At 57.1% G+C, this 13,312-nt stretch carries 10 protein-coding genes; all 10 read left to right on the forward strand.

Going from position 1 to position 13,312, the window contains the following annotated elements:
* Nucleotides 1–1,764, forward strand: coding sequence for a type VI secretion system baseplate subunit TssF (tssF, locus tag HALTITAN_RS14405; protein ID WP_022521992.1), 1,764 nt, complete (start codon nucleotides 1–3; stop codon nucleotides 1,762–1,764).
* Complete coding sequence (gene tssG / locus HALTITAN_RS14410) at nucleotides 1,728–2,747, forward strand: type VI secretion system baseplate subunit TssG (protein WP_027956916.1); 1,020 nt, start codon at nucleotides 1,728–1,730, stop codon at nucleotides 2,745–2,747. The genes tssF and tssG overlap by 37 nt, the downstream gene beginning before the upstream one ends.
* 3 nt (nucleotides 2,748–2,750) lie before the next feature.
* A complete protein-coding gene (tagH, locus tag HALTITAN_RS14415; protein ID WP_009287537.1) occupies nucleotides 2,751–4,202 on the forward strand; it encodes a type VI secretion system-associated FHA domain protein TagH in 1,452 nt (483 codons plus the stop codon).
* Nucleotides 4,199–4,738, forward strand: a complete 540-nt coding sequence (gene tssJ / locus HALTITAN_RS14420) for a type VI secretion system lipoprotein TssJ (RefSeq protein ID WP_009287538.1) — start codon at nucleotides 4,199–4,201, stop codon at nucleotides 4,736–4,738. Before tagH ends, tssJ begins: the two co-directional genes overlap by 4 nt.
* Complete coding sequence (gene tssK, locus HALTITAN_RS14425; protein ID WP_039859546.1) at nucleotides 4,738–6,072, forward strand: type VI secretion system baseplate subunit TssK; 1,335 nt, start codon at nucleotides 4,738–4,740, stop codon at nucleotides 6,070–6,072. Before tssJ ends, tssK begins: the two co-directional genes overlap by 1 nt.
* A gap of 3 nt (nucleotides 6,073–6,075) precedes the next feature.
* Nucleotides 6,076–6,921: a type IVB secretion system protein IcmH/DotU gene (gene icmH, locus HALTITAN_RS14430; RefSeq protein WP_009287540.1), complete on the forward strand. Its 846-nt coding sequence runs from the start codon at nucleotides 6,076–6,078 to the stop codon at nucleotides 6,919–6,921.
* 8 nt (nucleotides 6,922–6,929) lie between these two features.
* Nucleotides 6,930–9,551 carry a type VI secretion system ATPase TssH gene (gene tssH / locus HALTITAN_RS14435; RefSeq protein WP_039859547.1) on the forward strand — a complete coding sequence of 874 codons (2,622 nt, stop codon included), beginning with the start codon at nucleotides 6,930–6,932 and terminating at the stop codon, nucleotides 9,549–9,551.
* A gap of 4 nt (nucleotides 9,552–9,555) precedes the next feature.
* Nucleotides 9,556–11,139 carry a sigma-54 interaction domain-containing protein gene (locus HALTITAN_RS14440; RefSeq protein WP_051052062.1) on the forward strand — a complete coding sequence of 528 codons (1,584 nt, stop codon included), beginning with the start codon at nucleotides 9,556–9,558 and terminating at the stop codon, nucleotides 11,137–11,139.
* A 62-nt stretch (nucleotides 11,140–11,201) separates the two neighbouring features.
* Nucleotides 11,202–11,795: a type VI secretion system-associated protein VasI gene (vasI, locus tag HALTITAN_RS14445; RefSeq protein WP_223828105.1), complete on the forward strand. Its 594-nt coding sequence runs from the start codon at nucleotides 11,202–11,204 to the stop codon at nucleotides 11,793–11,795.
* A gap of 18 nt (nucleotides 11,796–11,813) precedes the next feature.
* Nucleotides 11,814–13,277: a type VI secretion system protein TssA gene (gene tssA / locus HALTITAN_RS14450; protein ID WP_051052064.1), complete on the forward strand. Its 1,464-nt coding sequence runs from the start codon at nucleotides 11,814–11,816 to the stop codon at nucleotides 13,275–13,277.
* The last annotated feature ends 35 nt before the right edge of the window (nucleotides 13,278–13,312 follow it).

Genomic DNA, 13,312 nt, shown 5'->3' on the forward strand with positions numbered 1-13,312 from the left:
ATGCTAAATCGCTATTACCGGGATGAGCTCAATTTTCTGAAGCGCCAAGGGCGAGAATTTGCGGAGGGCAACCCCGGCCTGAGTCGCTTCTTGTCAGAGCGCAGTACCGATCCTGATGTTGAACGTCTATTAGAAGGCTTTGCCTTTCTAACTGGCCGTATGCGCGAAAAAGTGGAGGATGAGTTCCCCGAACTTACCCATTCGCTGATCAGCATGCTATGGCCGAACTACTTGCGCCCGGTGCCTAGCATGACCGTGGTGCAATTTACCCCTACGTGGCATGCGCTGAGTACCCATCAGCTCCTGGAGCGGGGTACAGAATTGGCCAGTAAGCCAGTGGATGGCACTACCTGCATGTTCCGCACTTGTCATGACGTGACGCTCTATCCGCTCGAACATGCGGGGGTTGAGGCACGCCATACACGTGATGCCTCCATTGTTGAGTTGGCGCTTGATGTACATAGTGATCAGCCCCTCAGCGCGATGGGGATTGATACATTGCGTCTGCACCTGGGTGGAGACGCTTATACAGCGCGCACGCTTTACCTGTGGATGAGCCACTACCTAGCGCGCGTAGAGCTGGAAATTGATGGCAAACGGCTGCCGCTGCCCAAGCAGTTGCTGCAGCCGGTTGGTTTTGATCGCCATCATGCACTACTGCCCTACCCGAGGAATGTGTATCAAGGGTATCGGATACTGCAGGAATACTTGTGTTTTCCAGAGGCTTTCCATTTCTTTGATGTAACAGCCCTGAGCCAACACTTGCCGGCCATTCCCGCAGACAAAATTATTTTGCGCCTAGAGTTTGAGCGTACGTTACCGACCGACGCACGGGTGAGAGACGAGCATTTCGCTTTGTATTGCTCGCCGGCGATCAACCTGTTCTCTCACGATGCAGAGCCTGTTGATGTTAGCGGGGAGCGCAGTGAATACCGCATTCACCCCAATAGTCGATCTCCCGGCCACTATGAAATTTTTAGCGTCGATAAGGTGGAAGGCTGGTTAGAGAACGAGACCGGTAAAGGGCGCGGTACGCCGCGTGAGTACGTGCCTTTTGAAAGCTTTCAACACCAAGTCAAGAGAGACCGTGGCAACGATGCCTCCTACTACCGTCTTCGCGTGCGCGACAGCTTGCGCGGGGATGGGTTTGATCACGACATCTCCTTTGTGCGTGGCGATGAGCGCAGCTACATAGGCATGTCCGAAACCGTCTCGCTCGGATTGACGTGTAGTAATCGAGAGCTGCCTGAGCGTTTGACGGTAGGCGATATTTGCTACTCAACGGAAGAGAGCCCCTCGTATGCCATGTTTCAAAATATCACCCGCCCCACGCCAGTGTTGCGCCCCACGCTGGATGGCAGCTTGCTATGGACACTGATTTCTAATCTATCGCTTAACTACTTATCGCTACTGGAGCGTGATGCGCTGTGTTCTGTGCTGCGTGCCTACGATTTCCGTGCCTTGGTCGATAGGCAGGCCGAGCGAGTGGCTCAAAAACGGCTGGCAGGCATTGTTAGCATTGAAACCCAGCCCATTGATCGGCTGAAAAGAGGGCTGCCCATTCGTGGTCTGCGTTCGGTCATGACGCTAGATCAAGATGCCTTTGGCGACGAAGGGAGTCTGTATTTATTTGGCAGTGTGCTGGCGCGGTTCTTCTCCTTGTACGCCAGCATCAACTCGTTTCATGAGCTGCATGTTATTAACCGTCAAAATCACGAGCGCTACAAATGGACCTTACAGTCGGGGCAACAGCCTCTGATGTAGCGCTTGCCCCTTTGATGGCAAAGGCGCGGCGTTACGATTTTTATCAGCTAGTAGAGCTTCTGCATCGTCATCATGGCGATGACCTAGAGTGCGCTCAGCGAGGCGCGCCCGCTTTTGAGCGCGTGCGCTATAGCGCTTCAGCGTCACTAGGCTTTCCCAGCAGTGATGTGCTCTCACTGGCTTTTCAGCCTGAGGGCCATTATGAGCTGGAAGTTAGCTTCTTGGGTCTGCAGGGGTCTCAGTCGCCGCTGCCCAGCTATTACCTTGAAACATTGGCACATGAGGCAGCCCACCACGACGGTGTTGCAGGCGATTTCCTGGATTTTTTCAATAATCGCTTACTGGCATTAGTGCACCGCAGTTGGCGTAAATATCGCCACTACATCCGCTATCAGGATGGTGCTAGCGATGGATTTTCGGCGGCCATTTTTGCTTTGGTGGGGTTGGCGGACAGTGACCTGCGCGTTGAGACGCCTATTAACTGGAGCAAGATGCTGGCTTATGCCGGTTTGCTGGCAGGCCGTTCGCGTTCACCCGAGGTCGTCTGCAGCATCGTAGGGCACTGCTTTGACCTTGATGATGTGCAGATTGAAGAGTGGGTACATCGCTGGGTTCAGATTCCGATGGATCAACGCAGCCGAAGCGGTATGGCAGCAATGACGTTAGGCAGCGATGTAGTGGCCGGTGAGCGCGTTGCTGATGTTAACGGCAAATTTGTGCTGGGTTTATTTGGTCTTACTTTGGAGCGTTTTCGCGACTTCCTACCCGATGGCAGGGAGCATGCCCCATTGCGCACCTTGGTTGAGTTTGTGCTGCGCGAGCCGTTGGCCTACGACCTAGAGCTAGAGCTGTTACCCAGCGCCGTAAAGCCGATGCGGTTAGGCGATGCTGGCACCTGCCAGCTCGGCTGGACCACCTTTGTTAATCCCGAGTCCGGCAGCGCCTCAAAACGCCGCCGAGTGCGTATTCAGATGACAGGTTAAACAATGAACGCCAACCCAATTTCCGCTGTAACGCTGGTCATTGCCAATAGTGAGCGCCTAGAAGGCCGTTCGACAAGTAGTCATGTCTTTCATGAAGTCGGCGGCACCCTAGGCTGCTCAACCGATGATGACTGGTTATTGCACGATCACGCCGGCCGAATTCGCCCGCAGCATGCCCAAGTGAGCAAAATTGACGGCAAGTTCTGCCTGATTGATAGCAGCGGGCACACCTTTATCAATCGCGCCACCCTGCCGATTGGGCGAAACCGTAAGGTCGCTTTGAGCGAGGGCGATGAAGTGCTAGTCGGCGAGTACCGTCTTAAAGTGCATTTGGGTGATCGGCAGAGTACTCAACCCGGTGCTCAACCTCTGGCCTCGTTAGTCAATGAAGAGCAGGAGGCGGTAGATGCGTATGGCCGCCCGTTGGTTCAAGAAGACCAGCCGCTACGTGCGGAAGCCGCAAAAAAAGAAGATCCCATGGAGGCTCTTGGCGGGGTAGCGCGTGGAGTGGGGCACGAAGACCCAATGGCCGCTCTCGACCCTCGTGCTGCCAATGCTCAGCTTTCCGAATCCATTGAAGAGATGCCTGAGTTGCTTGGCTCCGAGCGGCGCGTTGAAGGAAGTGTGGGGCGTGACCAGCAAGAGCGGCGCGAAGGCGCTGTTCGCATGCCCGCGATCAAACGCAAGCTAGGCAGCCATTCACCGGACAGCTATTCACCAAGTAGTCATTCGCCAAACGGCTATACAGCAGGCAACCAGACAGAGAGGAGCAGTAGCATGGATGAGCGGGCAATAGATGACCTCGAACGTTCCGTTGGCGAGCAGTTAGAGGATCGCTGGCAAAAGCCTAGTGGCCGTTCCCTTGGCCATGTGGGGGCCGACCCGCTATTAAGGGGGTTGGATATCGACATTCCCTTCCGTGATAGCGAAGAGCAGCAGGCGTTTCTTGAAGAAGCGGGCCATACGTTACGGGCTGCTATTAATGGCTTACGTGCTCTGCAGCAAACCCAAAACGATAGCAAATACCCCCTCCGGGATCGTCGTTTACAGCCTATCGAAGATAATCCCCTGCGCCTTGGCCAGGCGTACGAGGCCACTGTCGAGACGATGTTTTCGGCCCAGCGCAGCCCGGTTCACCTTTCGGCGCCCGAAGCAGTGGGGGAGTGCCTGCGTCATCAAGGCCATCACCAAGCGGCAGTTGAGGAAGCCATTGAGTACGCCCTAACCGCTATTTTGGATGCCTTTTCACCTGAAGCGCTGCTCAAACGTTTCCATGCTTATCGGGGGGCAGGCACCCGCATTGAAGATGAAAACAGCTGGGCCTGGGAAATGTACCGCCACTACTACCACGAGCTTAACTCAGGCCGCCAGCTAGGTTTCCAAAAACTGTTCTGGGAGGTTTTCGAGCAGGCGTATGACCAGTCTGTTCGTCGCCAGCAGCGGGAGGGCGCATGAGCAAGGCCAAGAGCCTCGGGCTTGTTGGGGTGCTTTTAGTGCTGCTGTCAATCACGGGCTGTGCCTCGACCCGTGAAGCAGCCGGTAAAGCCTGGGAAGTCATGCTAGACCCCTCGATACCGGTTGGCTATCCAGAAGATCAGCCCACGCTGGTCGATTTAAGCATGGTCGCAGAGCCCGATGTGAACCCAAACATCGATGGCGAGGGGACGCCGCTGCGCTTTCAAATTTTGCAGCTTAAAGATGACTCCATGCTAATGGCGGCTGACATGGATCAGTTAAGTGAGGATATGGAGGCGGCATTGGGCACGAACTATCTGACCCATGACGACTTCACCTTGCTACCTGGCCAGTGGAAATTCTACGAACCCTTCGCCATTGAAGAGGACACGCGCTATATCGGTTTGATTGCGTTCTACGCTGAGCCAAACGAGGCGGAGTGGAAGAAAGTCGTCAAAGTGAAGGCCAGTTCAGAGAATTATCACTTGCTGGTTCATCTGCGCAACAGTGAAGTAGAACTAAGGAAGGAAGAGTGATGGCCAGTCGCAATCGCGTGGTATGGAGTGAAGGGCTATTTATCAAGCCGCAGCACTTTCAACAGCAGCAGCGCAGCCTTGAAGGGTTGATTGATACGCGGCTTAAAGGAGTTAGTCACTATCTGTACGGATTTTTGACCCTGGAGTTGAACAACGAGTTTTTAAGCTTTGGCCGGATTGCGATTAGCCGGGCGAGTGGTGTCATGCCCGATGGCGTTGCTTTCCAATTGCCTGAGGATGATTTAGAGCCTTCTGCACTGGAAGTTGTTGATGCGGGCATTACTAACCAGGTGGTGTATTTAGGCTTGCCGCTAGCCACGGATAGCGTCGGGGAAGTGCGCTGGCCCGATGACGAACTGCCTGCACGTTATCGCCTTTCGCCGCGCAGCGTGCGTGACCTCCACTCCCGCGACGGTGATATGGCCGACCTGGACGTGGCGCGCGTTTCACCGCGCTTGTTATTAGAGCAAGAAGACCGCAGTGGTTATGCCTGCTTGGCCGTTACGCGCATTCTAGAGCGCCGCCCCGACGGCAGCTTGGTACTGGATGAGCAATTTATTCCCACCTTAATGAACGTGCAAGCAGCGCCAAGCCTGCAGCGGTTTGTGGGTGAGATGGCCGGTTTGATGCGAGAGCGGGCGCGCAATATTGCTCAGCGGCTGTCGACGCCTAATCAGGCAGGCGTTGCCGACGTGACCGATTTCATGCTGTTACAACTACTGAACCGCGCCCAGCCACGGTTTCAGCATCTGTCACGCTTGGGGCAAGTTCACCCGGAGCGGCTCTACGACACCATGTATGAAATCGCTAGTGAGTTGGTGACGTTTACCGATGAGTCGCGTTTGCCGCCTGAGTGCCCTGCTTATGACCATGAGCATCCCGAACGTGGGTTCCGGCCATTGATGCAGATGATGCGCCAAGCGCTCTCCACCGTGCTTGAACCCCGCGCTATCGCCATTCAGATACAGGCACGGAAATTTGGCTTACTGGTGGCGCCGCTTTCGGATACCAGCCTGTTCGAAACAGCCGAGTTCATTTTGGCAGTGCGCGCCGATATGCCTAGCGAGCGCCTGCGTAAGCAGTTTCTACAGCAAACCAAAGTGGCCAGCGTCGAGCGTATTCGCGACCTTATTAGTCTGCAATTACCGGGTGTGCCCTTGGAGCCGTTACCGGTGGCCCCTCGTGAGTTGCCTTATCACGCGGGCTATACCTATTTCCAACTCAGCCGACAAAGCGAAGCCTGGGGAATGCTGGATGGTGCAAGCGGTTTTGCCTTCCACGTGGCGGGCGAATTTCCCGGGTTGGAGATGCAGTTTTGGGCGATCAGGAGTTAAGCCATGCAAGATATTGCCACGCATCAAGATGACGCCAAAAACGACTACCCGATGGGTGAGCCGGTTCGCCATGAAGATCAAATAAAAGACAGCGGCGTTGAGCAGTTGGTGCATAGCCATGCCCAGCACCTGAATGCTGACGAGGACTACTGGTTTCGGCTGCGCGGGCACAACTTAAACCCGCTGGTCGATGCATCGAGCAGCCTGCTGGGCATGGCGGTGCGCGTCCGACAGGTGGACGGCGCTGATGATCTCGAGCGCTTATATCGTCAGGTAGTGGACGAAATTGCCTCTATCGAAATTGAGCTAACCGAACAGGGGTATGACCGCCCGACACTGCTCGCCTACCGCTATGTGCTTTGCTCGTTTATCGATGAAACCGTGATGGGCATGCCCTGGGGGAGGCAGAGCGTGTGGGCTGAGCACTCGCTGCTAGCGAGGTTTCATAACGAGACCTGGGGTGGCGAAAAAGTTTTCTCTATCCTCGCGCGGCTGCAGCAAGAGCCTCATCGCTATCGCGACATGCTGGCCTTTATCTATTTGTGCCTGTGCCTTGGGTTTGAGGGGCGTTACCGGGTGAAAACCCATGGTCGTGAAGAGTACGACCAGATTGTACGCGCGCTGGGCGATCAACTGGCGTCACTTGATGAGCCGCCAGATGAGATGCTGACCCAGCCACTTAGGCATGTGGTGAAAGGGCGTGGCAAAGGGATGCACGAGGGGTTACCGCTGTGGGCCATCTTTGCCCTGTTCGGCGTTACGTTGGTGGGTATTTATTTGGGGCTTTCTTGGTCGCTGGATCAGCAGGCTGAGCAAGTCAGAGCTTTACTCGATCAGATTTATCGTTAGGAGATAGCATGCTTAGGGTAGAGCTACCGGCGCTTATTAGTCGACTGAATGGAATTTCTCGTCATGGCCTCGAGCAGGCCGCCGTGCTGTGCGCAGAGCAGCAAGCACCGGAGGTGACCACCGGGCACCTGCTGCTGGCGCTGGTCGACCAGCCGCTATGTGATGTGCGCTTACTGCTGGAAACGCTTGATATTGATGTCGAGGAGCTGCGCGCACGAATGGCTGAGGAGAGCCGTCCGCCTCGTGATCTTGAGGTGTCGACACCCAGCTTTTCGCCGTTATTGGTAGAGCTGCTGCAGGACGCGTGGTTACTGGCAGCCACCGAGTATGGACATCAAGCGCTTCGCAGCGGCGTGCTTTTCACGGCGCTACTGCACAACGCCCCGCGCTATTTAGGTCCGAAGAGCACGGCGCTACTGGAAGATATCAATCGCGAAAATCTACGCCGCCACTTGGAGCGTCTTACGGCCGATTCAGCCGAAGCACCTCGGGAGGGTGCCGACGCTAAACAACGCCAGGCTGCTCATCCTGCTGGCGATGACAGCGCACTCGCCCGTTTTGCTACCTCGCTGACCGAACAGGCGCGCAAGGGTGAGCTTGACCCTGTGCTGGGGCGTGACCCGGAAATCGACCAAATGCTCGATATCCTGGGGCGTCGGCGCAAAAACAACCCCATTGTGATTGGCGATGCCGGGGTGGGTAAAAGTGCTGTGGTAGAAGGTTTAGCAGCACGCATTGTGGCGGGACAAGTACCCGCTGCGCTGGCAGGTGTTGAGTTGCTGACCCTTGATCTAGGTGCGCTACAAGCCGGTGCCGCGGTGAAAGGCGAGTTTGAAAAGCGCCTTAAAGCGGTGATTGACGAAGTCAAAAACGCCCCTCGTCCCACGCTGCTATTTATAGATGAAGCGCACACGCTGATCGGTGCTGGTAACCAGGAAGGCGGCGGTGACGCGGCCAACTTGCTCAAGCCCGCCCTGGCCCGGGGCGAGTTGCGTACTATCGCCGCCACTACCTGGCGTGAGTACAAAAAGTACTTTGAAAAAGATCCGGCGCTGTCGCGGCGCTTCCAGCCCATTGCGCTTTCCGAGCCAAGCGTAGAACAGGCACTGGTCATCCTGCGCGGTTTGCGGGATGTGTATGAGCGCGCCCACGGCGTGCTGATCGGCGATAGCGGCCTGCGTGCTGCCGCTGCGCTTTCTGCCCGTTACCTGGCCGGACGGCAATTGCCTGACAAAGCCATTGATGTGCTGGATACCGCCTGTACCCGATTGGCGCAGGCTCTGGATACCCCGCCCCGCAAGCTAAGCCACTTACAGAGTGAACATATCGCCGCGCTACGTGAGCGCGATCAGGTCGAGCGTGAACGTCTGCTGGGGCGCGAACCGGATAGTGAACGCCACCACGACTTAACCGAACGCTTAGCCAAGCTGGAAGAGGAGTTGGCAAGCCTGGAAACTGCCTGGCAAGCGCAGCGCGAATGCGTCGATGCCATTGTGGCGCTACACCGCCAACTGCTAGAGGCAACGGATAATGATTCCGTTGATCAACTGCCCGAGGGCGTGCATCAAGAACTCGCCGAACGGGAGCAGCAGCTGGCCCAACTGCAAGAGGCGTTTGCGCTGGTTAATCCCAGCGTTGAAGAGGCGCAAATTGCTCAGGTGATTGGCGATTGGACCGGCGTACCGGTCGAACGCATGACCAGCGACGAGCTAACCCGCCTCACCGAACTGCCGACCCATCTGGATGCGCTAATCCAAGGGCAGGGCAGTGCCATTGAGCGTATCCATCGCCACTTGCTAACCGCACGTGCGGATCTGCGCCGCCCAGGGCGGCCATTGGGCGCATTTCTGCTGGTAGGCCCCAGCGGCGTGGGTAAAACCGAAACCGTGGTGCAAATTGCCGACCAGCTGTATGGCGGTCGTCAGTTTCTTACCACGATCAATATGTCGGAATACCAAGAGAAGCACACGGTTTCACGTCTGATTGGTTCGCCGCCGGGGTATGTCGGGTTTGGCGAGGGCGGGCTACTCACCGAAGCGATCCGTCAGCGCCCTTATTCGGTGGTGCTGCTGGACGAAGTCGAAAAAGCCCATCCCGATGTGCTTAACCTCTTCTACCAGGCGTTTGATAAAGGCGAACTGGCCGACGGGGAAGGGCGCGTTATCGATTGCAAAAACGTGCTGTTCTTCCTGACCTCTAACCTGGGCTACGAAGCCATCGTTAGCTATGGCGATGACCCAGCAGCGCTGGATGCCGCGCTCTACCCGGTGCTGGCTGAGTTCTTTAAACCGGCGCTATTAGCGCGTATGGAAGTGGTGCCTTACTTGCCGCTGGACGGCGATACCCTGCGTGACATCGTCAAGGCCAAGCTGGATACCTTGGCAACACGCATCCGTGAGCGCCATCGCCATGCCGAGGTGGTGCTGGATGACAGCCTGGCCGAGGCAATTTGTAAACGTGCGACGCGGAGTGAAAACGGCGCACGCATGCTGGAGTCGGTGATCGACGGTGAACTGCTGCCGCCGCTTTCCCGTGCCCTGCTTGAGCGTATGGCACGGCGCGAGAACGTTAGCCGGGTAGTGTTGGGCACGGATGCCGACAGCGGTGTCTTTACTGCGGAGGTGGCATAGCGCCATGCAGGTAAAGGCTCTTGACCAGCGCAATGCTAGCGAAGCGCAGCCTTTAGCTGGGCTGGCGGCTATGCCCATGGCGCTTGCGTTGGTTGAAAGTACCACACCACGGGAGCTGCGCTTACGCAGTCGGCAACTGCTGGGTAATAGCCTGGGCTTGGCGTGGGTGGAGTGCCTCTATCTAGACAGCAGCGGCCGCTGGGTGGGCCGTGATAATAGTGAGGCGCGCTTCAACTGTGATGAGTTTAGTCACCCCTACGCCCATGCCATCCGCAGCGGTAAACCGGTGACACTGGGCGTGGGGGAAGCGCGTACCCGGCTTGATCATCCCGGTTTTCAAGCCCAAATAGCCTCCCTCAGTGGCGACTTGCGGCTACACGTGAGGCCGTTACGACTCCAGGACAGTTCGCGGGAGTGGCTAGGCGTGCTGGCCTTCGTCACGGAAGCGGCAACCTTGACGAACCTCATGGAGTGTAGCGATTTTGTCGCTTTTGAGGCCCTGCTGTGTCGGTTGTGGTCGCGCCTGGCAAGCAGTCAGGGAGAGCGTCAGAAATCAGCGGTATTGCGTGACTCGTTAGCCAAGCTCAACGACAACACCCGGCGCCAGGGGTTAGCGGCCAAGCTTGCGAGTGATTTGCTGGGTAACTCCATCGCCATGCAAGAGCTTCGGCAGCAGGTGATTCGTGCGGCCGAAACCAATTTAGCGGTGTTGCTCCAGGGCGAAACCGGTACCGGCAAAGACCTCGTGGCGAGAGCGATTCACCGTTTCTCGGCACGCGCCAAGGCGCCGTTCATGGCGATTAACTGTGCCGCGATCCCCGAGTCGCTGCTCGAGTCGGAGCTGTTCGGCCACTCCAAAGGGGCGTTTTCAGGCGCTGATCAAGCCAGGGAAGGGCTCATCGCCCAAGCCGACGGCGGTACGCTGTTTCTGGATGAAATCGGCGATATGCCGCTAGCGCTGCAAGCCAAACTGCTCAGGGTGCTGGAGAGCGGCCGCTATCGCCCCTTAGGGTCGAATGAAGAACGCTGTGCAGACCTGCGTCTTATTGCGGCTACCCATCAGCCGCTACGCGAGCAGATCAAACAGCAGCGGTTTCGCGCTGACCTCTATTATCGCTTAGGCCAGTTCCCGCTTTCGCTGCCTTCGCTGTCGGCACGGCGTGAAGACATCGCCTTTCTGGCCGAGCACTTTGTTGCTGATTTCTGTGCACGGGAAGAACGCAGTGAGATGGGCATCACACCCGCCGCGTTGCGGCAGCTAAAAGAGCGTGATTACCCCGGCAACGTGCGTGAGCTCAAAAACTTGATCGATTATGCCTGCGCCATGACCCCCGCCGGTGGCGATATTGAAGCCTTGCTCCTGCCCAGCGATACCGCCAGTGGCGCTGATTCAGCGACATCAGAAGCCAGCGGCACGCTGAATAAGATCCATGATCTGCGCCAAGCGGTTCGCGATTATGAAGCGCAATTGATTAGCCAGCGATTGCTTTACTACGGCGGGAATCGTGCCCTTGCAGCAGAGAGCCTGGGAATACCCAAGCGAACGCTCTCCCACAAATGCCAATTGCTAGAACTGGATGCTAAATGAAAGTGACATTCGTAAGTTGCCGATGGCAGCACAGGCTATTGATTTGCCTCTGGCTACTAAGCATGAGCAGCGCACTACAAGCAGAGGATAGCGCGGCGGTATTGGAACAGGCGCATCAGTGTGGCCAAGAAAGCTCCCGTTTGGATCGCCTGGGGTGCTACGACAGTCTGTTCCTGGACGAGCAGAGCACGCCAAGTGATAGCGCTGAATTGCCGCCACTTTGGCACGCAGTTGTCAGCCAAGAGGAGAAACGCAATCCCGATGACTTTGGCCTGATAGTCAGCGCCGAGGGAAGCCAAGTATTAATGACGGTGCCCGCGCGGGGCACAACGCCTCCGCGGCCCGTATTAGTACTGGCCTGCGAGAAGTTAATTACCCGCTTCCAGGTGCACCTGCCCAATGCCTTGGATACGCCCCGCGTGTCGTTGCGGGTCGTCGCGGATGGACGTGATGTCTCTCAACAATGGCGAGTGCGCGATGACGGCCACGTGGTAAGCGGTGGGCGCGGCCTGCCCGCCATTGAAACGCTGCGGCAATTATTGAGCGCCAACGAGCTTGTGTTGAGTAGCGACGCAGCGGCTCTGGACGGGCTGCGTTTTGATGTATCAGGACTGCGTCAGCAAATTCAACCGCTTCGCAGCGCCTGTCGCTGGTAGTGGGTATAGGAGTTCGTGATGCGTATAACGGCGGATAGTCACCTTGAACCCCTGCTAGCGCCTCTGCCTGCCAATGAGCAGGGCGAGGAGATCGGCGTTGTGCTGGAGGACAGCGCCGACTACCTGCGCCTTGAGGCTGAAATGATGAAGGTCGGCTCATTGCAGCACCAAGACGTTGATTGGGATACGGCAGAAGCATTAGCCATCACTATGCTCAGCCATAAGGGCAAAGACCTAAAGGTGTTGGGACACTTGCTGCACTGCCTGCAGCATGAAGGCAATGGCGTGCGTTTCGCGCTTTCCCTAAGGCTGCTGGCCGGTTGTCTTGAAGCCTGGTGGGCGTTGGCATACCCCTTCAATGGCGCACGTGGGGCTAAGTTGCGGCCCAGGCTGTTCCAGCAATTTACCCAACGCACGCTGAAGCTTGCCGCGGGCCTCGACTTTCATAATGCCGAGGATGAGTTTCTGGCCTGCCGCCACTCGTTGGAAAACCTGCAAACGTTAGCCGCGGACAAGCAGTTGCCCGCTGACTCACTTGACGAGCTGATGCGCCTGCTGGATGAAAAACAGCCTAATCAAAACCGTGCTGCATCGGACTCTCAAGGCGGCAACGCGTCCGGTGGCGATGCACGGACGGCCGCGTCTTCTTCCTCCAGCGGGGCTGAAAAGGTTGAGCAGCCCGGTGGGGCAAAAGTCCCCGAACTGCGTCTGGAGGCGGGCAATGAGCGCGCCAACCGCCAGTCTCTGCTCAAAATGGCCGATTTTCTAAACGAGCAAAACCCGGGCGAGCCGCTGGCATACCGCTTGCGTCGCTATGCCATCTGGAGCGCCATCCAGGCGTTACCTGCTGCAAGGGAAGGGGGGCGTACCGAGTTAGCCCCTGTGGCTGCTGACCGTGTGGCGGATTATCGAGAGGCGCTTTCCCGGGGCGGTGACGAAGCGCTTTGGCAGCGCATAGAGAAAAGCGTTGCGGTCAGCCCCTACTGGCTAGAAGGACACCGCTTGAGTGCCGAGCTGGCCAAGCGCCTAGGGCGGCCGCGGTGCGCTGAGGCTATTCGCGATGAGTCGGTGCGGTTTGTGGAAAGGCTCCCCGGTATTGAGTCGTTAACGTTTAACGATGGCTCGCCTTTTTTAGATAAGGAAACACAGCAGTGGCTGTATAGCGGTGCTGGCAACGGCGTAAATGACGGCGCCGGTGGCGGTGAAGCATGGCACGCGGGGTTAGAGGAAGCGCGTAGCTATATGGGGAGTGAAGGGTTAGGGCCTGCCTTGCAGGTGCTTGACCAGGGGTTAGCGTCGGCACGCTCCTTGCGCGAGAGCACGTACTGGCGCTTGGCCAGCGCTGATTTGCTGCAGGAGGCGGGGCTAGAAACGCTCGCCCAGCAGCACTACAGCACGCTGCACCAAACTGTTAATGAACTTGATTTAGAGCAGTGGGAACCAGCGCTGGTTTCGCGGCTTCAGGCATCGCTTAGGACATGACCTCAGGGTATGGCAACGATGATCGACTTTATCAC

Origin of the sequence: Vreelandella titanicae BH1 (assembly GCF_000336575.1) — a bacterium.
Lineage (GTDB): Bacteria > Pseudomonadota > Gammaproteobacteria > Pseudomonadales > Halomonadaceae > Vreelandella > Vreelandella titanicae.

Coding starts and splice junctions, on each gene's coding strand:
- tssF (WP_022521992.1), top strand. CDS start 1: ATGCTAAATCGCTATTACCGGGATGAGCTCAATTTTCTGAAGCGCCAA.
- tssG (WP_027956916.1), top strand. CDS start 1,728: ATGGACCTTACAGTCGGGGCAACAGCCTCTGATGTAGCGCTTGCCCCT.
- tagH (WP_009287537.1), top strand. CDS start 2,751: ATGAACGCCAACCCAATTTCCGCTGTAACGCTGGTCATTGCCAATAGT.
- tssJ (WP_009287538.1), top strand. CDS start 4,199: ATGAGCAAGGCCAAGAGCCTCGGGCTTGTTGGGGTGCTTTTAGTGCTG.
- tssK (WP_039859546.1), top strand. CDS start 4,738: ATGGCCAGTCGCAATCGCGTGGTATGGAGTGAAGGGCTATTTATCAAG.
- icmH (WP_009287540.1), top strand. CDS start 6,076: ATGCAAGATATTGCCACGCATCAAGATGACGCCAAAAACGACTACCCG.
- tssH (WP_039859547.1), top strand. CDS start 6,930: ATGCTTAGGGTAGAGCTACCGGCGCTTATTAGTCGACTGAATGGAATT.
- HALTITAN_RS14440 (WP_051052062.1), top strand. CDS start 9,556: ATGCAGGTAAAGGCTCTTGACCAGCGCAATGCTAGCGAAGCGCAGCCT.
- vasI (WP_223828105.1), top strand. CDS start 11,202: ATGAGCAGCGCACTACAAGCAGAGGATAGCGCGGCGGTATTGGAACAG.
- tssA (WP_051052064.1), top strand. CDS start 11,814: ATGCGTATAACGGCGGATAGTCACCTTGAACCCCTGCTAGCGCCTCTG.